The organism is Streptomyces sp. KL116D, assembly GCF_030766975.1.
In the GTDB taxonomy this organism is placed as follows: Bacteria; Actinomycetota; Actinomycetes; order Streptomycetales; family Streptomycetaceae; genus Streptomyces; species Streptomyces longispororuber_A.
This window is the reverse complement of sequence record NZ_JASERH010000109.1, coordinates 29485-53322: the sequence shown is the minus strand read 5'-3', so window position 1 is coordinate 53322 and position 23838 is coordinate 29485. Positions and strand designations below refer to the sequence as shown.

Sequence of the window (23838 nt, the reverse complement as noted above, 5' to 3'; positions counted from 1 at the left end):
GCGGCGGGGTGGCGCGGGAGTTCTCCGGTACCGGACTGAATCGATTCCGTCCCGGGGCCGGTCCCGTACAAGTCGAGCAGGGAATAGGCGTTTTCGTTTCGGGTGGACCGATCACGACTTCCGGTTCGAACAGCCAATTCGTAAGCATCAGTTGACCGTCGCCCGGATGATTGACGATGTGCCGCGTTCGCCTGTTACGGATGCCGACTGTTCACACAGGACGAGCGCCACGTCGTCGTGCAGCGGTCCGCCGCCCGTGTGGGTGGTGAGCGCCGCGTACAGGGCGTCCAGGGCTTCCGGCAGCCGCAGTTCCGTCAGGGCGGACGCGCCGCTGCGCAGGAGCGGGAAGTCCGTGCCGCCGGCGTCCTTGGCCTCGGTCAGGCCGTCCGTGTAGAGGAGGACGCGGTCGCCCTGCTGGAGCCAGCAGCGGCGCTGGCCTGGGCGGGTGCCGAGGCCCAGCGGGCGGGCCGGGGCGACCGGTTCGAGGAGGGTGGGGCGGCCCGCGCCGACCCGCAGGGGCGCCGGATGACCGCAGTTGACCAGGCGCACCTCACCGGGCGCGAACTCGGCGAAGATCCCGGTGACGAAGTCCTCGGGGCCCAGGTCGGGCGCGATACGGGCGTCGAGGTGCACGGCGAGGTCCGTGAGGCGCGGGGTGACGTAGGCGAGGTCGCGGAAGCCGCCGGCGACCGCCGCCGCCGTGCGCACCGCGTCGAGGCCGTGACCGCGCACATCACCGATGAACACCCGAAGTCCGTAGGGGGTGTTGGCGATGTCGTAGACGTCGCCGCCCACCGTCTCGGGGCTCAGGGGGCAGTGGTGGCGGGTGGACACGTCGACGCCGGCGATCCGTGCGGACACCGGGCGCAGCAGCGCTCCCTGCGCCACTTCGGCGACCTCGGTGGCCCGGGCCAGCGCGGCCGCGCGGGTCGCGGTCAGGTCGGCGACCCGGATCGCGACCCAGCCGCCGACGAGCAGGACGAGGTATTCGAGGGCGAGCGCCGGGTACGCCGTGTGGTGTCTGACGGAGCCCGCCACCCCGGCCAGGGCCACGCTCCACAGCACGGCCGCGACCGTGGCGCGCACGCCCAGCCAGGCGCAGGCCAGGAGGGGGCCGATGAGCAGCACCGCGACCGCGGCCCGCCAGGCGTCGGTGACTGCGGCCAGCGCGGTGCACAGGCACAGGACGGCGCAGAGCGCACCCGCCGTGTTCGAGGGGCCGCCGCTCCGCCGTCGGCCCCGGTCGCCCTTCCGGTCCTTCCGGTCCTTCCGTCCGCCCATGCCGGGCCCTCCGTCCTGTGCGCCCCGCCATGGTGAACAGCCACTATGGCCCCAACGGCCCTTGTGGCTCGACCCGTTGACCACCCAGGTCCGGTGTCGACCGCTATTGATCCGCGGACGTCCGTTTCCGTGCGGCTCGCCGGGAACGCGCCGGCGCACTCGCTCACCTTGCGCCATCCACCGAGACGGCCGCGGGGGACAGGAGCAGACTTGCGGACTGCCGCAGGGTGGCGGCGGAGTGCTGTCGGAGGGGTGGGTGCGTGGAAGGTCTTCCCGCGGAGACGACCAGGTTCATCGGCCGGGAGGCCGAACTGGTCTACCTTGCAGGCGAGTTGGCCGATGCCCGGCTGCTCACGCTCACCGGGGTGGGCGGCGTCGGCAAGACCCGGCTGGCGGCGCGGCTGACCCGGAGCGCGGCGCCGGACCTCGCGGACGTGGTGTGCTTCGTCCCCCTGTCCCCGTTGCGCGACCCGGCCCTGCTGGGCAACGTGCTGCTGGAGGACCTGCGCCTGGCCGACCAGTCGCTGCTGCCCGCCGAGGACGTCGTGGCCCAGTGGCTGGCCGACAAGCGGGCGCTGCTCGTCCTCGACACTTGCGAGCACCTCGTGGCCGGGTGCGCCCGCGTCGTGGCGAAGCTGCTCGCCGCCGCGCCGGGGCTGCGGGTCCTGGCGACGAGCCGGCAGCCGCTCGGCCTCGCGGAGGAGCGGTGCTTCGAGGTGGCGCCGCTGCCGGTGGCCGGGGGCCGGACGGGCGGGCGGCCGGGCGACGCCGTGGCGCTCTTCGCGGACCGGGCGGCGCTCGCCTCGGGCGCGTTCCGGCTCGGCCCGGAGGAGAGCGTGGTCGCGGACGCCGTCTGCCGCCGCCTCGACGGCATCCCGCTGGCCATCGAGCTCGCCGCGGCCCGGCTGTCGGAGCTGCCGCTGGCGCGGCTCGGCACCCTCCTGAGCGACCGGTTCGAGGGTCTCCAGGGGCAGGGCGACGACCCGGCGGTGCCGCCGCGCCACCGCACGCTGCGGACCGCGATCGGCTGGAGCCACGAACTGTGCACGCCCCTGGAGCGGCTGCTGTGGGCGCGGCTGTCGGTGTTCACCGGCGGGTTCGACCGGGCGGGCGCGCAGGCGGTCGGCGCGGGCGGACCGCTGGCGCGCGACGCGGTGCCCGCGGCGCTGGACGCGCTGGTCGCCAAGTCGCTGGTGCGGCGGGTGCCGGACGGGCGGGGCGCGGAGCGCTACGGGATGCTGGACACGGTCCGGGAGTTCGGGGCGTGGTGGCTGCGCCGGCTCGGCCCGGCCGAGGAGGACGGCGCGCGGCGCAGGCACCGGGACTTCCACCTCGGTCTGGCGCGGCGGGCCGACGCCGGCTGGATGGGCCGGGAGCAGCTGTCCTGGTACCGCCGTCTGGTCGTCGAGCACGCCAACTTCCGTACGGCGCTGGACTTCTGTCTGGCGGACCGGGACGGTCCCGCCGCCCAGGAGCTGGCCGGGCGGCTGTGGATCCTCTGGTACCCCTGCGGGTTCGCCCGGGAGGGGCGGCGGTACGCGGAGGCGGCCCTCGCCCTGGCCCCGCGCCCCGGCCCCGAGCACGCGCTGGGGCTGTGGGCCCTGGCCGTGGCGGCGATCGCGCAGGGCGACACCGCCGCGGGCCTGGCGGCGGCGCGGCGGTTCAGGGACAGCACCGGCCCCGCGCCCTCACCGGCGGAGACGATGGCCGCCTCGTACCTGGAGGGCACCGCCCTGTGTCTGCTGGGCCGGCTCGACGAGGCCGCGCGGGTGCTCGACGCCGCCCCCGACACCCGGGAGCACACCGGCCCCTACGAGGTGGCCTGGTTCGTCGCGACGGCCTGCCGCTCGGTGGTGCACGTCATGTCCGGCGAGTTCGGGGACGCCGCCGTGGTGGCGGGCCGGCTCGTCGACGCGTGCGAGCGGCGCGGTGAGCACTGGGCCCGCGCGTGGGCCGGCTGGGCGGCGGCGCTCGCGGCCGACGGGCAGGGCCGCCCGGACGACGCGGTGCGGCACGCGCTGAGCACCATCGCGGGCAAGGCGCGCTTCCGCGACAGCGTGGGGGTCGCCGTGGGCATCGACGTGCTCGCCGCGTCGCTGTGCGCCCTGGACCGGAGCGACCGCGCGGCCCGCCTGCTGGGGATCGCCCAGCGCATCTGGCAGGGCCTGGGCCGCCCGCAGCTGGGCTCGCCCGAACTGCGGGCCACCCGGCTCGCCACCGAGCGCCGCATCCGGGCGGCGCTCGGCGACGCGGCGTACGAGGAGCAGTACGCGGCCGGGCTGCACACGGACACGCGGGACGGCATCGCCTACGCCCTGGCGACGCCCGGCTGAACGCACGGAGCGGTCAGCCTGTGCCGCCCCGCAGTTCGGTGCGGAACAGGGCGACGACCCGCTCCCACGACGCGTCCGCCGCGACCTTGTCGTACGTGGCGTGGCCGGGGAAGAAGAAGGCGTGCGCGGCGCCCGGGTGGACGGTGACCTCGTGGCGTACGCCGGAGTCGGCGAGCGCCCCGCGGACCTGCGCCACCTGCGCGGCGTCGATGACGTGGTCGTGTTCGGCGTAGAACAGGGCGAGCGCCGTGCCGGCGGCGGCGATCCGGTGGGTCTGGTCGACCAGGGGGCCGGGGCGGCTCAGCGCGGTGCCGGGCGTCGTCAGCCACCCGGGGTAGTAGGCGGCGACGGCGGCCAGGTCGAGGCGGGTCGCCGCGAAGTAGGCGATGTGGCCGCCGAGGGAGAAGCCGAGCATGCCGGTGCGGTCGGCGGCGCCCGCGTGTCTGCGGGCGTGGGCGGCCGCCGCCCGCAGGTCCGCCTCGACCTCGTCGCGGGTGAGGCGGGCGACGAGGTTGAAGGCGTGCGTGCGGTTGGCGTCGGAGCGCGGGAAGCCGCGGGCCGAGTCGGGGTCGGCGCGGTGGTAGAGGTTCGGGACGACCGCCACGTGGCCGTGGGCGGCGAGGCGGCGGGCGACGGTCCGCGCGTCCTCGTTCACGCCCCACAGTTCCGGTCCGACGAGCACCACCGGATGGTCGCCGGGGGTGCTCGGGCGGGCCAGGCAGACGGTCATGCGGGTGATCGATCCGGGGACGGACACGTCCCGCCGTTCGACGATGACTTCGCTGAATCCGGTGGCATCGAGTTCGCGTTCGTACGTCACGGCCGGACTGTGCCACGACACGCCCCGACGCGCAGGGATTTGACCGGATACGGACCTCGGCGCGCGGTGTTGTGTCAGGCGGCGGTACCGTCCGCCGCCAGCGCCGCGTTCGCCTGCTCGGTGAGGCGGATCAACACCTGTGCCGCGGAGGCGAGTTCGTCGTCGGGGATGTTCGCGTAGACCCGTTCGGCGATCCCGGTGACGGCCTCGGCGAGCCGCTCCTGGAGGGTGCGGCCGGTCTCCGTGAGGAGCAGGTCGGGGCGGTCGCCGGGGCCCGTCTCGACGAGTCCGGCCGCGACGAGCTCCGCGCAGGCGGCGTGCGCCACGTCGGCGGCGACCTTCGTGGTGCCGGTCATCCGCTCGACGAGCGCCTGGCGGCCCCACGAACCGCCGTGCTGCGCGAGGACGTTGAGGACGAGGGACTGGTGGAACGTGACGCCGTCGCGGGCGAGGCGGCGGTCGAGGAGGGCGCGGGTGGCGTAGAAGGCCTGGCCGATGATCTGGCCGTTGAGGCGGGGTGCGGTGGTGGTCACGTCGTGCTCCTTCACCTGGTCGGGTGTTCAGGTCGTCAGGGGGACGTCCAGCAGTGTCGTGAGTTCGGCGGTGAGGACCCGGGTCCGCTCGCTGTCCGGGCCGCCCAGCGGTTCGAAGAGCCGGGCGATCAGCCGCCGCACGACCTCGATGGCCCGGTCCGCCACGGCCTGTCCCTCGTCCGTGAGCGCGAGCCGCACGGCGCGGCTGTCCGCCGCGTCGCGCGGCCGCTCGATCAGCCCGTCGCGCTCCAGGGAGCGGGCGAGCTTGGACACGTACAGGGCTTCGAGCCCGGTGTGGTCGGCGAGTTGACGCTGACTGGGCGTCTGGCCGGCCTGCCGCAGGCCGTGCAGGGAGGACAGCAGGGCGTACGTGGCGTGGGTCAGGCCCAGCGGGGCCAGTTCGCGGTCGATGGCGACGCGGATCTTCATGGACAGGCGCCAGACGAGGTAGCCGGGCGTCGGCCCGGAAGCCGGTCCTGAAGCCGGTCCGGATGGCGGTCCGGATGCGGATCCGCCGGAAGCCGAGTTGCTCATGCCAAATAATGTACATGGCGATAGTAGCCATGGCTACTAAATAGGCCGGGGCGGCCGCCCGAGGAGGGCGGCCGCGACCGGCTAAGGGGCTTTGACCAGCACGTCGACCGTGCGCGCCGCTTCGTCGGTGACGATCGTGTAGCGCGTGCCGTCGGCGCCGACGCGGCACCGCGCCTGCATGCCGTCCGGCAGGTCGGGCAGCACCGGGCGGACGCCCGCCTCGGCGCGGATCCGGTCCAACAGGTCGCGCATCGCGGCCGGTTCGGGCCGCATGCCGAGGTACCAGGCGGTGCCGTCGCCATAGGCGTGCCGGGTGACGGCCGGGCTGCCGTCCTTGAACGACATGACCTGCTGGGCGCCCTCCAGGACGATGTCCTCGGCCCAGCCGCCGTCCGGCAGCGGGGCGAACTCCTCGACGCGCAGGCCGAGCAACTCCCGGAAGGGCGCCGGGTATCCGCCGAGGTGCACGCGGTCGTGCTCGTCCACGATCCCGGAGAAGTACGACATGACGAGGGTGCCGCCGCCGTGCACGTACTCCCGGACGCGGGCCGCGGTCGCCGCCGACACGGAGTACAGGTTGGGCACGAGGAGCAGCCGGTACGGGGTGAGGTCGGCGTCCACCGGGACGACGTCGCAGGCCACCGACGCGTCGTACAGCGGCCGGTGGTGGGCGAGCGCGGCGTCCAGGAACGTGACGTCGGCGCTGGGGTGGGCCTCCTGCTCCAGGGCCCACCAGTTGGGCCAGTCCATCAGGAGCGCGGCGTCGGCCCGCTCGGGCCGGGAGCCCAGCAGGCCCGGGGTGGCGGCCAGTTCGGCGCCGAGCCGGGTCACGTCGCGGAAGATCCGGGTCTCGCTGCCGCCGTGCGGCACCATCGCCGAGTGGAACTTCTCCGCGCCGCCGCGCGAGGCCCGCCACTGGAAGAAGAGGACCGAGTCGGCGCCGTGGGCGACCGCCTGCCAGCTGTCCAGCTCCATCCGCCCGTCCGGCTTGCGGCCGTTGCGCTCGCGCCAGTTGACCGCGCTCGGCGCCTGTTCCAGCAGCAGCCACGGCTGCCCGCCGCGCAGGCCGCGGATCACGTCGTAGGAGAACGCGGTGCGGTGGAAGGCGTCCGGGTCGTGCGGGTCGGGATAGGAGTCGTACGACACGACGTCCATCTCGGCGGCCCACCCGAACAGGTCGAGGGTCGGCGCGATCGGCACGAAGTTCGTCGTGACCGGTACGTCGGGGGTGATCCGGTCCAGGACCGCCTTCTCCGCCCGGTAGCAGTCGAGGAGGGCGTCGGAGGAGAAGCGCAGGTAGTCAAGGCGCTGTCCCGGGTTGCGGAAGGAGGGCGCCGTGCGCGGTGTCCCGATCTCCTCCCAGTCGCCGTAGCGCTGGGACCAGAAGTCGGTGGACCAGGCCGAGTTGAGGGCGTCGAGCGAGCCGTCGTAGCGGGTGCGCAGCCAGGTGCGGAACGCCGCCGCGGACACCTCGCAGTGGCAGTGCCGGGAGACGTGGCAGCCGAATTCGTTCCCGACGTGCCACAGGGCGAGGGCCGGGTGGCCGGCGTACCGCGTCGCCACCTGCTCGACCAGGCGCGTCGCGTACGTGCGGAAGACGGGGCTGGAGGGACACCAGTGCTGGCGCGAGCCGGGGTGCAGCCGGGTGCCGTCGGCGAGCACCGGGAGCGTCTCGGGGTGCAGCCGGGCCAGCCAGGGCGGCGGCGAGGCGGTCATCGTGGCGAGGCTGACGGCGATGCCGGCGTCGGCGAGCCGGTCCAGGTGCGGGTCGAGCCAGCCGAAGTCGTACGCGCCGGGCGACGGCTCGGTCGTGGCCCAGCCGAAGATGCCCAGGGTGACGAGGTTGACGCCCGCCCTGGCCATCAACTCCCGGTCCTCGACGTGGACTTCGGGGCTCCACTGCTCGGGGTTGTAGTCGCCGCCGTAGCCGAGCGAGCCGAGCCGGTCGTAGAGGTGCCGCAGCCGGTCCCCCGCCTCGTCCCGTGGGGTCACTGCACTCCCCTCGTCTCCTGCTCGGCGCGTTTCTCGATGCCGCGGAAGTGGGTGGCCATGGCCTCCTGCGCGCGGGCCGCGTCCTGGGCGCGCAGCGCCGTGACGATGGCCCGGTGCCGGTCGACGGTGACTTCGGGCGCGGGGTCGCTGGACCACTGGCGGACCCCGGCGACCCGGTCGAAGACGTTCCAGAAGGCGCCGAGCAGCTGCGGGATCAGCTCGTTGCCGAGCGAGCTGTAGAGCGTCTCGTGGAACTCCCGGTCGAGATCGGCGAAGGGCTCGTCCGCCTCGCCCGCCGCGCCCATCTTGCCGACGATGACGTCGAGTCGGTCGAGCACCTCGACGGGCAGCGGGCGCGCGGCGAGCCGCCGGATCAACCCTTCCTCCAGGACCTCGCGGACCTGGAGGATCTCGGCGAGCGCGTGCGCGTCGTCGGCGGGGCGCAGCAGGGTGCGGAAGGTGAGGCCGTCGGCGAGCGGGGTCAGCGAGGCCTGGCCGACGTAGGTGCCGTAACCGTGTCTGATCTCGACGATGTCGAGCGCCTGCAGCGCCTTGAGCGCCTCGCGCACGGAGTTTCTGCTCACGCCGAGCGATTCCATCAACTCGGCTTCGGTGGGCAGCAGTTCACCTGGGCGCAGTCCCGCGTCCAGGATCAGTTGCATCACCGCACGCTGGACCTGGTGGCCGACGCGGGGGTGGCGCACGGCCGGGCGGCTGCTGGGCTCGTCTGACATGCGCCGCATCGTAAGGGCTGTGGACGTCCCACGTCCCACCTCGGGCAGAAAGATCTGCCGGAGGACTTGTGTGCGGGTTGCTGCGCGATCTCTTGACCGGTCCCGCGCCCCCTCTTATGGTCACGTCGCTACCAAGACGTAGGACGTTGGATCTCTGGAACTCCCTTGCGGGGGCTCTCCCTTACTGGAGGCACCATGAGCGACCACGACACCGGCCGCCGTTCCTTCCTCAGGTACACCGGCGCCCTCGGCGCGGCCGCCGCCATCTCCACGTCCCTGTCGGCGTGCTCGTCGGGACCGAAGTCCACGAACGACACGGGCGACGACGGGGGCAAGGGCGGGTCCGCCTCCCTGACCGCCGTGATCGGCTACGGGAACGACGGCAGCTGGGACCCCACGCAGACCGCGTCGGCGTTCGCGATGGCCGGCAACCACCACATCTACGAGGGGCTGGTCGACACCGACCCGATCACTCGCGCCCCCTACCCGGCGCTCGCGACGGCGGCCCCGGACGCGGCCCAGCTCAAGTCCACGTCGTGGAAGTTCACGCTGCGCTCGGGCGCCAAGTGGCACGACGGCAAGCCGGTCACCGCCGACGACGTGGTGTTCGTCTTCGACCGGATCCTCGACCCGAAGACCCCGTCGCTGGCCAAGGGCTTCTTCGAGAGCTGGCTCAAGGAGGTCAGGAAGGTCGACGACTCCTCGGTCGAGCTGGTCCTGAAGTTCCCCTTCCCGGACGGCGTCGCCCGCCTCACCCTCGCCAAGATCATGCCGAAGCACGTCTTCTCGAAGCCGGGCGCGTGGGACGAGGCGATGAAGGGCAAGGCCGTCGGCTCGGGACCGTACAAGCAGACCTCGCACCAGCCGAAGACGAACACCACCTTCGAGGCGTTCGACGACTACAACGGCCCGCGCAAGCCCGCCTTCCGGAAGATGAACTGGCTGACCATCGTCGACGCGGCGCCCCGCGTCGCGAAGATCTCCGGGGGCAGCGCCGACGCGCAGATCGCCGACAACATCCCGTACGCCAACATCCAGACCCTGGAGAAGGGCGGGCTCACCGTCGAGGGCGGCGCCGGGATGAACAACCTGTTCCTGATGTTCAACACCGCGCACAAGCCGTTCGACGACGTCCGGGTGCGCCAGGCCCTGCACCACGCGATCGACAAGAAGAAGATGATCGACGTCGCGCTCAAGGGCCACGGGAAGGCGGCGAGTTCGTTCCTCAACGAGGACAACCCGACGCACCGCGCCGCGAAGACGGTCTACGACTACGACCCGGCCAAGGCGAAGAAGCTGCTGAAGGAGGCGGGCGTGAGCGGCCTCAGCATCAGCCTGATGGCCGTGAACGTGTCCTGGATCGCGGACTGCCTGCCCACCATCAAGGCCTCGTGGGACGCGATCGGCGTGAAGACCACGCTCGACGTGCAGGAGACCACCGCCGTCTTCACGAAGATGGACCAGAAGAAGGACTACCAGGTGGTGGCGGCCGCCTCGAACCCGAACCAGTTCGGCCTCGACGCCGACCTGATCATGCACTACAACTACGGGCCCACCAACCTCTGGATGGGCTACGCCCGTTGGGCCGACAACTCCACGGCCAAGCAGCTCTTCAAGCAGATGGACCAGGCCACCCGGGAGCCGGACGCCGCCCGCAAGAAGACGATGATCCAGGACTACCTCGACCTCGTCGCCGAACAGGCGGTCATCTACCCCGTCGTGCACAACGAGCTGATGACGGCGTGGGACCCGAAGAAGATCACCGGCATCCAGGCGCAGCCGTACCCCGGCATCAACGTCCTGAAGGCCGAACCGGCGTAAGTCCCGCACCAACCGCGCTACGTAAGGGAGTTCACGCCCGTGGCCGTGATCGCCAGAATCCTCGCCCGGCGGCTCGTGCTGCTCGTGCCGCTGCTGCTCGGCATCGTCCTGTTCGTGTTCCTCGTGATGCGGTTCGCGGACATCGACCCGGCCTCCGCGTACTTCCAGGGGGCCAACCCGACGCCGCAGCAGCTGCACGACTTCCGCGAGAGCAACGGACTGCTCGACCCGCTGCCGCTGCGCTACGTCCACTTCGTCGGGGAGCTGGTCCGGGGCGACATGGGCATCAGCGTGCTGACCCGGCAGCCCGTGGTGGAACAGGTCACCACGGCGCTGCCGCTGACCATGCAGCTGACGTTCCTGGGGCTCGGCATCGCGGTCGTCGTCTCGCTGGTGCTCGGCATCAGCGCGGCGATCTACCGGGACCGGGCCTGGGACCAGGCGGTCCGGGTCGTGTCGCTGACCGGGGTGGCGGCGCCCGGGTTCTGGCTGGCGCTCCTGATGATCCAGTACCTGGCGGTGGACCAGGGCTGGTTCCCGACCGGCGGATACGTCAACCCGGCCGACTCGCTGACCGGCTGGCTGAAGTCGATGACGCTGCCGGCCCTCGCGCTCTCCCTGCCCGTCGCCGCCCAGCTCACCCGGATCGTGCGGACGGCCGTGGTGGAGGAGCTGGACAAGGACTACGTACGCACGGCCGTCGGCAGCGGGCTCCCGCCGGTCGTCGTGGTCGGCCGCAACGTGCTGCGCAACGCCCTCATCAACCCGCTGACCGTGCTCGGGCTCCGGGTCGGGTACCTGCTGGGCGGGGCCGTCGTGGTGGAGACGATCTTCTCGCTGCCGGGCATGGGCAAGCTGATGATCGACGCGGTCAAGAACGGCGACCCGGCGGTGGTCCAGGGCGTGGTGCTCACGACGGCGGTCGGCTTCGTGGTGGTGAACCTGGTGATCGACGTCCTGTACCTGCTGGTCAACCCGAGGCTGCGGGGCGCGTCATGAGACATCCGACCCGCCGGGGCCGCACGACGGCGGCCCCCACGACCTCAGCCACACCGGACGCGCGCACGGCGACAGGGGGCCACCCGTGATCACGACCCGCAAGCAGCTCACCGAGACCCTCGCCCGCCCCGGCATCCGGCTGCGCGGCCTGCGCCGCCTGCCGGTCCTCTCCCGGATCGCCCTCGGCATCATCACGATCGTCGTCCTCACCGCCGTCCTCGCCCCGCTCCTCGCCCCCCACGACCCCTTGGACCAGCAGCCGCAGACGGACGGCACCGGCCACCCCTCCGGCAGCCACTGGATGGGCCAGGACAGCCTCGGCCGGGACATCCTGAGCCGGCTGATGTACGGCGCCCGCTGGTCCCTGGCCATCGGCCTCGGCGCGACCCTGCTCGCGCTCGTCGTGGGCGCGGTCATCGGCGCGGTCGCGGCGACCTCCCGCAAGGCCGTCGACGAGACGCTGATGCGCTGCCTCGACGTCGTCATGGCGTTCCCCGGCATCGCCCTCGCGGCGGTCCTCGTCGCGGTCTTCGGCGGCGGCATCCCCGTCCTGATCTGCGCGATCGCGTTCCTGTTCACTCCCCCGATCGCCCGCGTCGTACGGGCCAACGTCCTCGACCAGTACGGCGAGGACTACGTCACGGCGGAACACGTCATCGGGGCCCGCACCCCGCACATCGTGCTGAAGCACGTCGCCATCAACTGCGCGGCGCCGATCCTCGTCTTCTGCACGGTGCAGGTCGCCGAGGCCATCGTCTTCGAGGCGTCGCTCTCCTTCATCGGCGCGGGCGTCCGGCCGCCCGACCCGTCCTGGGGCAGCGTCATCGCCGACGGCAAGAACATGGTGCTCATCGGCGGCTGGTGGGCGACGGTCTTCCCCGGTCTGCTGATGCTGCTCACGGTCCTCTCCCTGAACATCCTCAGCGAGGGCGTCTCCGACGCGTGGGCGGCGCCCACCGCCCGCGAGGTGACCACGCAGGAGGCCGACCGCCTGGAGGCCCCGGCCCCCGGCAGCGGCCAGGTCCTGGAACTCCCCGGCCTCACCGAGGCGGCGGCCCGGCTGCGCGCCCGCGCCAGGCCCCTGCCGGACGGGCCGCCGGTCCTGTCCGTACGGGACCTGGCCATCGGCTTCGACGAACGGCACGGCGGCGTCGACATCGTGGACGGCATCAGCTTCGACGTGCGCCCCGGTGAAGTCCTCGGCCTGGTCGGCGAGTCCGGCTGCGGCAAGTCGCTGACCGCGCTGACGGTGATGGGACTGCACCCGAAGGGCGCCCGGATCAAGGGCGAGGTCACCTTCGACGGGCGGGAGCTGACCGGCCTGCCGATGGGCGCGCGCCGCCGCCTGCTCGGCCACGACATGGCGATGATCTACCAGGACGCGCTGTCCTCGCTGAACCCGGCGATGACCGTCCGCGCCCAGCTCAAGCAGGTCGTGCGGCGGGGCGGGCGCAGGTCACCGGCCGAACTCCTCGACCTGGTCGGCCTCGACCCGGCCCGCACCCTGCGCAGCTACCCGCACGAACTCTCCGGCGGCCAGCGCCAGCGCGTCCTCATCGCCATGGCGCTGTCCCGCGAGCCGAAGCTGATCGTCGCCGACGAGCCGACGACGGCGCTCGACGTGACGGTCCAGGCGCAGGTCATCGAGCTGCTGCTGCGGCTGCGCGCGGAGCTGGGCTTCGCGCTCGTCCTCGTCTCGCACGACCTGGCGCTCGTCGCCGACGTCACCGACCGGGTCGTCGTCATGTACGGCGGCCAGATCGTGGAGACGGGCGTGACGGCCGACCTGGTGGAGGCGCCCGCCCACCACTACACGCGCGGTCTGCTCGGTTCCGTGCTGTCGCTGGAGGCGGCGGCCGAGCGCCTCACGCAGATCAAGGGCGTGGTCCCGTCCCCGGCCGACTTCCCCGCGGGCTGCCGCTTCGCGGACCGCTGCCCGCTGGCGTCGGAGGTCTGCGAGCGGGAGGCGCCGGCCCTGCTGGGCGACCGGGCGCACGCGACGGCCTGCCACCACCCCGCTGCCGCCAGGGGCGCGGGCGACGACGACGCACCAGCGCCCGCGCAGCCCGCGACGGTCCCCACCGCGCGGAGCTCCACCCTCGACAGGGAGCCGAAATGACCACCCCCATCGTGGAGTTGACCGATGTGCACGTCGTGCACAGGGCCCGCTCCGGCGGCCTGTTCAGCCGGGACCAGGTGCACGCCCTCACCGCCGCCGACCTGACCGTCGCGCCCGGTGAGACCGTCGGCGTCGTCGGCGAGTCGGGCTGCGGCAAGTCGACCCTGGCCAAGGTCCTCGTGGGCGTGCAGCGCCCCACCTCGGGCACGGTGACCTACCGGGGCGCCGACCTGTGGACCACGCCCCCGGCGCAGCGCCGCGCGGCGCTCGGCACCGGCGTCGGCATGATCTTCCAGGACCCGTCGACGGCCCTGAACCGGCGGCTGCCCGTGCGGCAGATCGTGCGCGACCCGATGGACGTGCACGGGCGCGGCCGGCCCGCCGAACGGGACGACCGGGTACGGGAGTTGATGAGTCTGGTCGGGCTGCCGAAGGCGCTCGCCGACGTGCTGCCGGGGCAGCTCTCCGGCGGGCAGCGCCAGCGCGTGGCGATCGCCAGGGCGCTGGCCCTCGAACCCGATCTGGTCGTGGCGGACGAGCCGACGAGCGCGCTCGACGTGTCGGTCCGCGCCCAGATCCTCAATCTCCTCCTGGACCTGAAGGAACGCCTCGGCCTCGCCCTGGTCTTCGTCTCGCACGACATCCAGACCGTGCGCCGGATGAGCGACCGGGTCATCACCATGTACCTGGGCCGGATCGTGGAGGAGTCCCCGGCCGCCGACGTCCTCGACCGGTCCCGGCACCCGTACACCCGCGCGCTGTTCTCGGCGACGCCCGGTCTGCTCGCCCCGATCGACCCGATCCCGCTGATCGGCCCGGTGCCGTCGGCGACGCATCCGCCGTCCGGCTGCCCGTTCCGCACGCGGTGCTGGCGGGCGGACGACGTGTGCGCCTCGGCGATGCCGGAGCCGGAGGGGGACGCCGCGCACCGGTTCCGGTGCCATCATCCCGTGCCCGGTGACCGGTCGACGCGTGACCTGGTGCGGGAGCAGTCCGGCGCTACCCTCCCCGCATGATCACCGGTACCCACACCATCCTGTACTCCGCCGACGCCGACGCCGACCGGGCCTTCTTCCGGGACGTGCTGGGCTGGCCGCACGTCGACGCCGGGGGCGGATGGCTGATCTTCGCGGCGCCGCCCGCCGAGGTCGCCGTCCATCCGGCCGACGGCGCACCCTCGCACGAGCTGATGCTGATGTGCGACGACGTGACGGCGACGGTCGCCGAACTGACCGCGAAGGGCGTCGAGTTCACCAAGCCGGTGGAGGAGCTGCGGTGGGGCCGGCTCACGGCGCTGCGACTGCCGGGCGGCGGCGAGGTCGGCCTGTACGAGCCGCTGCACCCGCTGGCGCACGGTTAGAACCGGCTCAGGGCGCCGAGAAGTCCACGGCGGCCGCCGGCAGCACCCGGACGCTCCGGTCGGGGAAGTCGATGTGGCGGTAGATCTCGTTGTGGTGGGCGATCGACTGGGCCGGTGGGGCGAAATCCGTCGTGTCGGGGCGGACGGACGTCGTGTGGCCGTCCGCCACCAGGACCAGGTCGTAGCCGCGGCTGAGGGCCTGGCGCGCCGTGGTCTCCACGCAGTTCTCCGTGGCGAACCCGGTGACCAGGAGTTCGGTCGCACCGAGGTCGCGCAGCACGGTGTCGAGCGGGGTGCGCAGGAAGGCGTCGGCGGTGCTCTTCTCCACCGCCGGCTCCTCCTCCCCCGGGGCGAGTTCGGGGACCACGGGCCCGCCGCCGCGCTGGCTCACGGTGACGACGGGGACGCCCGCCGCCCGGGCCCGGGAGCGCAGCCCCGCGATGGCCCCGACGGTCGGCCCCGGACGGTGCATGATCGGCACGAGGGCGGCCTGCATGTCGATGACGAGGAGCGCGGGGCGGTGCGGCGGGCGTGGCGGCATGGGCCCACCGTAGCCGCCGCGGGGCAGACGGGAGTTTGCCGACAGGCCCTAGAGATCGCCGAGGGGGATGCGGCGGAACTCGATCGTCTCGTACGTGCCGGTCGCACCGGTCTCGTACAGGATGCCGACGGTGCGCCGGTCGGGCTGGACCAGGTCCGAGTAGGCGGCCTTGAGCGTGGAGAGGGTGGTGGACCTGGTGAAGGTCGCGCCCGCGTCGTCGCTGCGCCAGATCGCCATGGCCTGGCGGGCGGTCGGCACGGACGGGCCGGAGAACAGCAGGGGTGCGCCCTTGCCTCCCGCCGTCTGCAGGACGCTGCCCTGGACGACCGGGACGTCGGAGAGCGCGGGCTGCCTGGCGTAGGGGCGGTCGAGGGTCTCGGCGCCGTCGTGCGAGTAGCTGTCGAGGCGGTTTCCCGGGCTGCTGCCGTTCTGGTCGCGGGCACTGAAGTAGAGGCGTCCGTCGGGGAGTTGGGCGGCCGTGGACTCGTTGGAGTTGTTCTCGCCGTCGTAGGAGTCGTCGACGAAGCCGATCCGCCAGGTGCGGCCGCCGTCGTCGCTGTAGAGGGCGTGCGCGCCGTAGTACTTGGCCTCCTGGCCGGTGTCGGCGGAGCCCGCGGGCGGGGCGGCCGAGTGGTTGGCGGGGACGACGAGGCGTCCGGCGTGCGGGCCGCGGGTGAGCGCGACGGCGTGGCCGGGGCCGGTCGCGTACCAGCGCCAGCCGGGGCGTTTGACGGTGTCCGTGAGGTCGCGGGGCGGCGTGAAGGTGCGGCCGTCGTCGCGGCTGGACTGCACGAAGACCCGGCGGCTCTGCTCGGGCGTCACCTCGCCGCGCATGATCTGGGCCTCGGTGGCCTGGCCGCTGTTGTAGGAGGTGAGGAGGGTGATCCGGCCGGTTCTCGGGTCCACGACGGGGGCCGGGTTGCCGCGGGTGTCGCCGTTGCCCGCGGCGACGACGGTCTGCGGGCCCCAGGTGCAGCCGCCGTCGGCCGAGCGTCTGAGGACGACGTCGATGTTCCCGGTGTCGGCGGCGCTGCTGTGTCTGCCCTCGGCGAAGGCGAGGAGCGTGCCGCGGGCGGTGCGGACGACGGCCGGGATGCGGTAGGTGTCGTAGCCGCCGGCGCCCGCGGTGAACGGGACCGAGGAGGTGCAGCGGGCGGGCCCGGTCACCGGTGCCGCGGCCGCGGTGCCGGGCAGGGCGAGGGCCGCGGCGGCGACGGCGGCGGTGAGGGCGGCCCCGGTCAGGCACCCCTTGCGGTTCGGACGGCCCTCTCGGCTCGCACGGCGCTCGACAGCTGGCATCGCTCCCCCAGATCCGGACATGGGACGTAGGACGTCCTGTGACCGTAAGGGGGTGCCACGGGGCGGGGCAATACCCGTGCGGCTACGGGGAGTTGAGCGGCGTCACGAGACCGGACTCGTAGGCCGTGATGACCAGCTGCGCGCGGTCCCGCACCGCCAGCTTGCCGATGATCCGGCTGACATGGGTCTTCGCGGTGAGCGGGCTGAGCCCCAGGGTGTCGGCGATCTCGGTGTTGGTGAGGCCGCGCGCGACGAGCGTGAGCACCTGGCGTTCCCGGTCGGAGAGGTGGTCGAGGGTGCCGTCCGGCGGTTCGGGGACGGCCGGGGCGCGCAGGACGCGGGCGATGAGGCGGGCCGTGGGGCCGGGCGACAGGAGCGCGTCGCCGGCCGCGACCGTGCGGACGGCGTCGAGGAGTTCGGCCGGTCTGGTGTCCTTCACGAGGAACCCGGAGGCGCCCGCGCGCAGCGCGTCGACGACGTGCTCGTCGGTGTCGTAGGTGGTCAGCATCAGGACCTTCACCCCCGCGAGGTCCTCGTCGGCGGCGAGCAGCCGGGTGGCCTCGATGCCGTCGAGGTCGGGCATGCGGATGTCCATCACGACCAGGTCGGCGCGGGCCGATCTGGCCAGTTCGACGGCTTCGCGGCCGGTGGCCGCCTGGCCGACGACCTCCATGTCGTCGGCGGAGTCCACGAGCATGGCGAAGGCGGCGCGGACCAGGGTCTGGTCGTCGGCGAGGAGGACGCGGATGCGGGTCATGACGCCTCCTTGGGGGACAGCCGCCGCACCGCCGTCAGGTGCGGTGGCGGTTCCGTCGGCGGCTGCGCGGCCGCCGTGGCCGCGCGCGTCCCGCTGCGGGACTGCTGATCGGCGCCTTCCCGTGCGTCCTGGGGGTACCCGTCCCGTGCGTCCCGCGGGTCCCCGTCCTGTGCCTCCCGTGGGTCCCGTGCCTGTCGTTCGCCGGGGAAGGGGAGGTGCGCCGCCACTTCCCATCCGCCGGTCTCCCGGGGCCCGGCCTCCAGGACGCCCAGCACGCTGCGGGCCCGCTCCCGCATGCCGATCAGTCCGAACCCCGGGGCCGCGGACGCCGGCGAGGCCGCGCCGCGCCCGTCGTCCACCACCGAGACGCTCAGCCCGGCGGGCGTCGCCCGGACGGTCACCCGCACCGTGAGCCCGGGCCCGCCGTGCCGTACCGCGTTGGTCAGCGCCTCCTGCACGATCCGGTACGCGGCCGCGCCGACGGCGGGCGGTACGTCGGCCGCGTCGAGGTCCGCGACCACCTCGGCGCCCGCCGTGCGGGCCGCCGAGACCAGTTCCGGCAGGCCGTCGAGGTCCGGCAGCGGCCCCCGCGTCTCGTCCGGCATGGAGCGCAGCACCTCCAGCGTGGCGCGGAGTTCGCCGCGCGCGGACCGGCACGTGTCGGCGATGTCGTCGAGGGCCTTGGCGACGGCGGCCCGGTCCAGGCGGTCGGGCGTGGCGTTCAGGACGTGGGCGGCGACGGCCGTCCGGACGCCGACCAGGGTGATGCTGTGGGCGAGGAGGTCGTGCAGGTCGCGGGCGACGCGCAGGCGTTCCTCGGCGACGCGGCGCCTGGCCTCCTCCTCGCGGGTGCGTTCGGCGCGTTCGGCGCGCTCGATGACGGAGTCGACGTACTGGCGCTGGATGCGCGCGTACACGCCGAGCAGGATGACGGCGACGATCCAGCCGGAGACCCGCAGCGCCTGCGCCCCCTCGGCCATGCCCTGGCTGAACTTGACGGTCAGCACCAGCCCGATGACGCAGGTGCCCACGATCAGGGACCGGCGCGGCCGTCCCGTCATGGCCACGGTGAACAGGCTGAGCAGGGAGGCGAGCAGCGGCGCCGTGTGGTTGAAGTCCATGGCGTGGTACGGCACGACGAGGCCGACGACGCAGACGAACGTGAGGAGGGGGAAGCGGCGCCGCCAGACCAGCGGGACGTGCGCGAGGAGCAGCAGCGTCCAGCCGAGGGCGTCCGGCCGGCGGCCGTCGGCGGGGACGAGGAGGGCCAGGCCGACGTCGACGGCGAGCAGGGCGGCGGCGACGAGCGCGTCGGCGCGCAGTGCCCGGCCCGGGTCCGGCGGTCCGGCGCGACGTGCGGGCCCGGGAGTGGCTCCGGGCATCAGGAGCAGTCGTTTGACGTCCACCGGTTCATCTTCCGTCAGGAGGGCGCCCCTCCGGCAGGGAGGGGCGCCCGTGGTCGGTTCAGGGGGCAGGGGTGAGGGCCGGTTCCTCGGCCGGCGGGGCGGCGGGCGTCCGCGGCCGTCGCCTGGCCAGCGGTCCCGGCCACCACACCGTGCGGCCGAGCGCGAGACTCGCCGACGTCACCAGATAGGTCCGTACGAGGAAGGTGTCCAGGAGGACGCCGACCGCGATGACGAAGCCCAGCTCGACGAGTTGGACCAGCGGCATGTTGGTGAGCACGGCGAACGTGGCGGCCAGCACGAGTCCGGCGGAGGCGATCACCCCTCCGGTGGTGCGCAGCGCGGTGAGGGCCGCGGCCCCCGTCTCGGCGCCCGCCTTCACCTCCTCCCGCATCCGGTGCATCAGGAAGATCCCGTAGTCGACGCCGAGGGCGACGAGGAAGACGAAGGAGAGGAGCCCGAGTCCGGGGTCCGTGCCCTCGAAGCCGAACACCGGCCCGAAGACGAGCCCGCCGATGCCGAGCGCGGCGCCCCACACGGCGACCACGGCGACGAGCAGCAGCAGCGGCGCGATCAGACTGCGCAGCAGGGCGACCAGGACCAGCAGCACGGCGGCGAGCACGATCGGTACGACGACGAGCCGGTCGCGGGAGTTGGTGTCCTTGAGGTCGAGCTGTTCGGCGCTGGGTCCGCCGACGTAGGCGCCCTGTCCGTCGAGTCCGTCGCGCAGCGCCTCGATGATGGCGGTCTCGGCGGCGCTCTGCGGCCGGGCCTTGGCGACGACGCTGATCTCGGTCCAGCCGTCGCCGCTGCGGCCGCGCCGGGCGTCGGTGACGCCCGCGGTGTCGCGTGCGGTCCGCACCGCCTCGTCGGCGCCGCCGGTCGGGGCGATGACGGTGATGGGCTGGGTGCCGGTCTCCGGGTAGGCGGCGGCGAGGGTCTTCATCGCGGCGACGGAGTCCGGGGTGGTGGTGAAGGAGTCCTCCTGTTTGACGGCGCCGGGCAGATTGAGGGCGCCCAGGGCCAGGGCGCCGAGCAGTACGGCCCCGACGCCGAGGACGGTGAGCGGCCTGCGGCCCGCCGACGAGCCCATCGCGGAGAACAGCGACTTGCGCTCCTTGGGCTGCGAGCCGAAGGCCGGGACGAGCGGCCAGAACACGCGCCGGCCGAGCAGGACGAGGACGGCCGGCAGCAGCGTCAGCATGGCGACGAGGGCGCACAGCACGCCCACGGCGCCCAGCGGGCCCATGCCGCGCGAGGAGTTGAGGCCGGCGGCGAGCAGGCACAGCAGGCCCGCGGCGACCGTCCCCGACGAGGCGAGCACGGCGGGCCCGCAGCCGCGCAGGGCGGCGCGCATGGCGTCGTACGGGCGCTCGACGCGGCGCAGCTCCTCCCGGTACCGGGACACGATGAGCAGCGCGTAGTCGGTGCCGGCCCCGAACACGAGGATGGTCATGACGCCGGAGCTCTGGCCGCTGATGGTGGTGCCGAAGGCCTGGTGCAGCCCGTACGCGACGCCCATCGACAGGAAGTCGGCGACCCCGGCGACGGCGAGCGGGACGAGCCACAGGAACGGGCTGCGGTAGATCAGGATCAGCAGCAGGGCGACGACGGCGACGGTCGTGTAGAGCAGTGGCCCGTCGAGGGACTGGTAGACCTCACTGGCATCGGTGGCCAGCGCCCCCGGCCCGCCGACCTCCACGCTCATCCCGGCGTCGGTGTCGTGGGCGATGTCCCGCACGTCGTTCACGAAGGCGTCGCGGAGCTTCTCGTCCTGGCCGGGCGCGTTGCTGGCGACGGGGTACATGAGGGTGTCACCACTCTTCGACGGCACTCCCTCCGGCGCCGCGGCGAGCTCGAACTCCCTTTCAATGGCGGCAACTTGACCACCGGCCGCCTCTCGGTCCGCTGCGGTCAGCCCGCCGTCCCGGTGGTACACGAGCACCAGCTCGGTCGTCTCCCCGCCCGGCAGCCGGTCCTGGATCTTCGCGACCTGCGTCGAGTCGGCGCTCGCGGGCAGGTAGTCGACGGCCCGGTCCTTCTGTACGTCGCCGAGTTTGCCGGCGAACGGTCCCGCGAGGGCGAGCACGGCGACCCACAGCGCCAGCAACGTCCAGGGCACGGCGTGCTTGCGGCGCCGCGCGGTTGTTCCAGGCGGTCCCCCCATGAGTGGGCCTCCCTCTCTCGATCGGAATCGGCTACGACCAGACTCCGACCGGAAGCCCCGTGCTTCGTCGCCCGACGGATCGAGTTGAGAGCTACTACGCAGGGCGACCCGCCCGCCCGACTACTCCCCCGGGAGTAGCGGCCGATACCGCCGCGGGGGTCCCCTCCCATCGCGCTCTGCGGGTCTCGTCGCGGCTGGTCGCGCAGTTCCCCGCGCCCCTGAGATGCGCACCTGCGGTGCGGCATCTCCCCGGCGGGGGAAGGCTGCGCGCAGCGCATGCCTTCCAGGGGCGCGGGGAACTGCGCGAGAAGCCCCACCGGCCCGCAGCCCGCGACGAAAGACCCGCACAGCAGACGCAGTCGGCCTTTCAGGGGCGCGGGGAACTGCGCGAGAAGCCCCACCGGCCCGCAGTCGAGGACAGCCGGCCACCCGGCAGACGCTCAGGGGCGCGGGGAACTGCGCGACCGGCCACGACGAGACCCGCACCCGGGCGACGAACACCAGGCGACGCGGCAGCGCCTAGCTGGGCGTACGCGCCGCCGCCACCAGCAACTGGTTGACCTCGTCGACACACATGGTCAGCGCAGCGCCCACCGTGCCGAGAACATCCCGCTCCCCCGCCGAGTACGGCCCATCCGCCAACGCGATCCGCGCCCCTTGCAGCAGCAACGACTCCCGCCCGGCCGGCGCGAGATGAGGCGCGAGCGGATCGAGCGCCTCGTGGAGCTCGATCGCCAGCCCGGCCCCCGGCCCGACATGCTCCGGCATCCGCCCCGCATCGTTCACCAACGCCTCGACGAGCGCCGCGAGTTGCACCTCGGAACAGTCCTCGAACCCGGCCCCCCGCAGCGTACCCACCGCACATTCGAGGGACGGCCGGGTGGCGGAGCCGCCCACCGAGAGGACGGCGAGGACCACCGTGTGGACGGCGTCCCTGAGCATCGCGGAGAACCGGTGCGTGGTCGGGTGGTCGAGCGCGTCCATCCCGAACCGCCCCTCGCACGCCGCGCATTGGACGACGGGCCCCGCCTCACCGCGCGGCACGACCGGCACCCCGAGCACGGTGAACCGCCGACGGCCGGTACGGCGCTGGTAGTTGCGGTCGCCACCGCAGCCGGGGCAGAAGAACTCCCCGTCGCCGACGGTGGTCCATGCGGTGTGCACGCCCAGAACCCGCGAGAGCCCGTTTCGTCGCATACGTCCCCAGATCGGCAGCACGTCGCACACCTCCGTAACGGCACCGCAACATCGCGGCGTTGGCGTGATGTTAGCCACATTGTTGATGCGACGTCAGTACCTTGGTCACGCCAAGGTCACGGGACCCCTGCCCGCTGGCCGAGAAACGACACGGCCCCGCACACCCACAAAAGGTGTACGGGGCCGGGAACTACCAGCTCACCAGGGTCAGCGGGCCGCGCGGTTGACCGCGGAGACGACGGCCTTCAGCGACGCACGTGTCGTATTCGCGTCGATGCCGATGCCCCACAGAACCTTGTCCTCGATCGCGACCTCGATGTACGAGGCGGCGACGGCGGAGGCGCCCTCGCTCATCGTGTGCTCCTGGTAGTCCAGCAGCCGGGCGTCGACGCCGATGCCCTGCAGGGCGTGGAAGAACGCGGAGATCGGACCGTTGCCGGTGCCCACCAGGACCTGCTCGACGCCGTCCACCTCGGCCTCGACGGTCAGCGTGTCGACGCCGTCCGTGTCGGTCGTGGTCTGGCCGGTCTTGACCTGGATGCGGCCCCACGGGTTGTCCGGGTTGGGCAGGTACTCGTCCTGGAAGGTGCTCCAGATCTCCTTCGGCGTGACCTCGCCGCCCTCGGCGTCCGTCTTCGCCTGGATGACCTTGGAGAACTCGACCTGCATCCGGCGCGGCAGGTCCAGGCTGTGGTCGTTCTTCAGGACGTACGCGATGCCGCCCTTGCCGGACTGCGAGTTGACGCGGATGACGGCCTCGTAGGAGCGGCCGACGTCCTTCGGGTCGATCGGCAGGTACGGGACGGCCCACTCGATGTCGTCCACGGTGACGCCCTTGGCGGCCGCGTCGGCCTCCATCGCGTCGAAGCCCTTCTTGATGGCGTCCTGGTGGGAGCCGGAGAAGGACGTGTAGACCAGGTCGCCCACGTACGGGTGGCGCGGGTGGACCTCCATCTGGTTGCAGTACTCCCACGTGCGACGGATCTCGTCGATGTCGGAGAAGTCGATCTGCGGGTCGACGCCCTGCGAGAACAGGTTCATGCCCAGCGTCACCAGGTCGACGTTGCCGGTGCGCTCGCCCTGGCCGAACAGGCAGCCCTCGACGCGGTCGGCGCCCGCCATCACGGCCAGCTCGGCGGCGGCGACGGCGGTGCCCCGGTCGTTGTGCGGGTGGACGGAGAGGACCACGTGCTCGCGGCGGGTCAGGTTGCGGTGCATCCACTCGAAGCGGTCCGCGTGCGTGGAGGGCGTCGAACGCTCCACCGTGGCGGGCAGGTTGAGGATGATCTCGCGGCCCGGACCCGGCTGGTAGACGTCCATGACGGCCTCGCAGACCTCCAGGGCGAAGTCCAGCTCGGTGTCGGTGAAGATCTCCGGCGAGTACTGGTAGCCGAACTCCGTCTCCGGGCCCAGCAGCTTCTCCGCGTACTCCATGACCAGCCGCGTGCCGTCGACGGCGATCTGCTTGATGTCGTCCTTGGAGCCGCGGAAGACGACCCGGCGGAAGACCGGCGCCGTCGCGTTGTACAGGTGGACCGTCGCGCGCTTGGCGCCCTTCAGGGACTCGACGGTCCGCTCGATCAGGTCCTCGCGGGCCTGGGTCAGTACGGAGATCGTGACGTCGTCCGGGATGGCGGCCGGGTCTTCGATGATCGAACGTACGAAGTCGAAGTCGGTCTGGCCGGAGGCGGGGAAACCGACCTCGATCTCCTTGTAGCCCATCTTGACCAGCTGGTCGAACATCCGGCGCTTGCGCTCGGGCGACATCGGGTCGATCAGGGCCTGGTTGCCGTCGCGCAGGTCCGTGGAGAGCCAGCGGGGAGCGGTGGTGATCCGGCGGTTCGGCCAGGTGCGGTCGGCGATGTCGACCTGGTCGTACTGGCCGTACTTGCGGATCGGCATGCTGCTGGGCTGCTGGCGGTTCGGCATGATGCGGGGGCTCCTCAGA

The 23838-nt window shown here is 72.9% G+C and carries 19 protein-coding genes; 6 read left to right on the top strand and 13 right to left on the bottom strand.

Annotated features, from left to right (window positions below; all coding sequences use genetic code 11):
• Positions 1–147 precede the first annotated feature (147 nt).
• Entirely contained in the window at positions 148–1281 is a 1134-nt protein-coding gene (locus RBJ77_RS42525) for a PP2C family protein-serine/threonine phosphatase (protein WP_372349895.1), read from the bottom strand.
• A 260-nt stretch (positions 1282–1541) separates the two neighbouring features.
• Between RBJ77_RS42525 and RBJ77_RS42520 the strand changes: the two genes are divergently transcribed.
• Positions 1542–3614: a hypothetical protein gene (locus RBJ77_RS42520; RefSeq protein WP_372349894.1), complete on the top strand. Its 2073-nt coding sequence runs from the start codon at positions 1542–1544 to the stop codon at positions 3612–3614.
• A gap of 13 nt (positions 3615–3627) precedes the next feature.
• Here the strand turns inward: RBJ77_RS42520 and RBJ77_RS42515 are convergent, their stop codons facing one another.
• The 5 genes from RBJ77_RS42515 to RBJ77_RS42495 form a co-directional block, all read right to left on the bottom strand.
• Positions 3628–4434 carry a dienelactone hydrolase family protein gene (locus tag RBJ77_RS42515; RefSeq protein ID WP_372349893.1) on the bottom strand — a complete coding sequence of 269 codons (807 nt, stop codon included), beginning with the start codon at positions 4432–4434 and terminating at the stop codon, positions 3628–3630.
• A gap of 74 nt (positions 4435–4508) precedes the next feature.
• Positions 4509–4967, bottom strand: a complete 459-nt coding sequence (locus RBJ77_RS42510) for a MarR family winged helix-turn-helix transcriptional regulator (protein WP_372349892.1) — start codon at positions 4965–4967, stop codon at positions 4509–4511.
• A 27-nt stretch (positions 4968–4994) separates the two neighbouring features.
• Positions 4995–5396 (bottom strand): MarR family winged helix-turn-helix transcriptional regulator, encoded by a 402-nt coding sequence (locus RBJ77_RS42505; protein WP_372349944.1) that lies wholly within the window; start codon positions 5394–5396, stop codon positions 4995–4997.
• A gap of 186 nt (positions 5397–5582) precedes the next feature.
• Positions 5583–7493 (bottom strand): beta-galactosidase, encoded by a 1911-nt coding sequence (locus RBJ77_RS42500; RefSeq protein ID WP_372349891.1) that lies wholly within the window; start codon positions 7491–7493, stop codon positions 5583–5585.
• Positions 7490–8236 (bottom strand): FadR/GntR family transcriptional regulator, encoded by a 747-nt coding sequence (locus RBJ77_RS42495; RefSeq protein ID WP_372349890.1) that lies wholly within the window; start codon positions 8234–8236, stop codon positions 7490–7492. The genes RBJ77_RS42500 and RBJ77_RS42495 overlap by 4 nt, the downstream gene beginning before the upstream one ends.
• A 186-nt stretch (positions 8237–8422) precedes the next feature.
• Between RBJ77_RS42495 and RBJ77_RS42490 the strand changes: the two genes are divergently transcribed.
• The 5 genes from RBJ77_RS42490 to RBJ77_RS42470 all read left to right on the top strand — a co-directional run bounded on the left by RBJ77_RS42490 (position 8423) and on the right by RBJ77_RS42470 (position 14526).
• Entirely contained in the window at positions 8423–10048 is a 1626-nt protein-coding gene (locus tag RBJ77_RS42490; RefSeq protein ID WP_372349889.1) for an ABC transporter substrate-binding protein, read from the top strand.
• A 39-nt stretch (positions 10049–10087) separates the two neighbouring features.
• Entirely contained in the window at positions 10088–11047 is a 960-nt protein-coding gene (locus RBJ77_RS42485) for an ABC transporter permease (protein WP_372349888.1), read from the top strand.
• An 85-nt stretch (positions 11048–11132) separates the two neighbouring features.
• On the top strand, positions 11133–13166 hold the full coding sequence (locus tag RBJ77_RS42480) for a dipeptide/oligopeptide/nickel ABC transporter permease/ATP-binding protein (RefSeq protein WP_372349887.1): 2034 nt from the start codon (positions 11133–11135) through the stop codon (positions 13164–13166).
• The gene (locus tag RBJ77_RS42475) at positions 13163–14182 is read left to right on the top strand and encodes an oligopeptide/dipeptide ABC transporter ATP-binding protein (protein WP_372349886.1); all 1020 of its coding nucleotides are present in this window, start codon (positions 13163–13165) and stop codon (positions 14180–14182) included. The genes RBJ77_RS42480 and RBJ77_RS42475 overlap by 4 nt, the downstream gene beginning before the upstream one ends.
• Entirely contained in the window at positions 14179–14526 is a 348-nt protein-coding gene (locus RBJ77_RS42470; protein WP_255973797.1) for a VOC family protein, read from the top strand. Before RBJ77_RS42475 ends, RBJ77_RS42470 begins: the two co-directional genes overlap by 4 nt.
• A 7-nt stretch (positions 14527–14533) precedes the next feature.
• Here RBJ77_RS42470 and RBJ77_RS42465 read toward each other — a convergent pair whose 3' ends face one another.
• The 7 genes from RBJ77_RS42465 to leuA form a co-directional block, all read right to left on the bottom strand.
• The gene (locus RBJ77_RS42465) at positions 14534–15067 is read right to left on the bottom strand and encodes an isochorismatase family protein (RefSeq protein ID WP_372349885.1); all 534 of its coding nucleotides are present in this window, start codon (positions 15065–15067) and stop codon (positions 14534–14536) included.
• Between the two features lie 48 nt (positions 15068–15115).
• Complete coding sequence (locus tag RBJ77_RS42460; RefSeq protein ID WP_372349884.1) at positions 15116–16366, bottom strand: exo-alpha-sialidase; 1251 nt, start codon at positions 16364–16366, stop codon at positions 15116–15118.
• A gap of 82 nt (positions 16367–16448) precedes the next feature.
• Positions 16449–17123 carry a response regulator transcription factor gene (locus RBJ77_RS42455; protein WP_255973792.1) on the bottom strand — a complete coding sequence of 225 codons (675 nt, stop codon included), beginning with the start codon at positions 17121–17123 and terminating at the stop codon, positions 16449–16451.
• The gene (locus RBJ77_RS42450; protein ID WP_372349883.1) at positions 17120–18529 is read right to left on the bottom strand and encodes a sensor histidine kinase; all 1410 of its coding nucleotides are present in this window, start codon (positions 18527–18529) and stop codon (positions 17120–17122) included. Before RBJ77_RS42450 ends, RBJ77_RS42455 begins: the two co-directional genes overlap by 4 nt.
• Before the next feature lie 58 nt (positions 18530–18587).
• Positions 18588–20693, bottom strand: coding sequence for an MMPL family transporter (locus RBJ77_RS42445; protein WP_372349882.1), 2106 nt, complete (start codon positions 20691–20693; stop codon positions 18588–18590).
• Between the two features lie 519 nt (positions 20694–21212).
• On the bottom strand, positions 21213–21890 hold the full coding sequence (locus tag RBJ77_RS42440) for a TerB family tellurite resistance protein (protein WP_372349943.1): 678 nt from the start codon (positions 21888–21890) through the stop codon (positions 21213–21215).
• Positions 21891–22097: 207 nt separating this feature from the next.
• Positions 22098–23819 carry a 2-isopropylmalate synthase gene (gene leuA / locus RBJ77_RS42435; protein ID WP_372349881.1) on the bottom strand — a complete coding sequence of 574 codons (1722 nt, stop codon included), beginning with the start codon at positions 23817–23819 and terminating at the stop codon, positions 22098–22100.
• Positions 23820–23838 lie beyond the last annotated feature (19 nt).

Bases quoted from the DNA above. Each gene is read 5' to 3' on its own strand.
- RBJ77_RS42525 (WP_372349895.1), bottom strand. From the start codon at position 1,281: ATGGGCGGACGGAAGGACCGGAAGGACCGGAAGGGCGACCGGGGCCGA.
- RBJ77_RS42505 (WP_372349944.1), bottom strand. From the start codon at position 5,396: ATGAAGATCCGCGTCGCCATCGACCGCGAACTGGCCCCGCTGGGCCTG.
- RBJ77_RS42495 (WP_372349890.1), bottom strand. From the start codon at position 8,236: ATGCGGCGCATGTCAGACGAGCCCAGCAGCCGCCCGGCCGTGCGCCAC.
- RBJ77_RS42490 (WP_372349889.1), top strand. From the start codon at position 8,423: ATGAGCGACCACGACACCGGCCGCCGTTCCTTCCTCAGGTACACCGGC.
- RBJ77_RS42475 (WP_372349886.1), top strand. From the start codon at position 13,163: ATGACCACCCCCATCGTGGAGTTGACCGATGTGCACGTCGTGCACAGG.
- RBJ77_RS42470 (WP_255973797.1), top strand. From the start codon at position 14,179: ATGATCACCGGTACCCACACCATCCTGTACTCCGCCGACGCCGACGCC.
- RBJ77_RS42465 (WP_372349885.1), bottom strand. From the start codon at position 15,067: ATGCCGCCACGCCCGCCGCACCGCCCCGCGCTCCTCGTCATCGACATG.
- RBJ77_RS42460 (WP_372349884.1), bottom strand. From the start codon at position 16,366: ATGCCAGCTGTCGAGCGCCGTGCGAGCCGAGAGGGCCGTCCGAACCGC.
- RBJ77_RS42455 (WP_255973792.1), bottom strand. From the start codon at position 17,123: ATGACCCGCATCCGCGTCCTCCTCGCCGACGACCAGACCCTGGTCCGC.
- RBJ77_RS42445 (WP_372349882.1), bottom strand. From the start codon at position 20,693: ATGGGGGGACCGCCTGGAACAACCGCGCGGCGCCGCAAGCACGCCGTG.
- RBJ77_RS42440 (WP_372349943.1), bottom strand. From the start codon at position 21,890: ATGCGACGAAACGGGCTCTCGCGGGTTCTGGGCGTGCACACCGCATGG.
- leuA (WP_372349881.1), bottom strand. From the start codon at position 23,819: ATGCCGAACCGCCAGCAGCCCAGCAGCATGCCGATCCGCAAGTACGGC.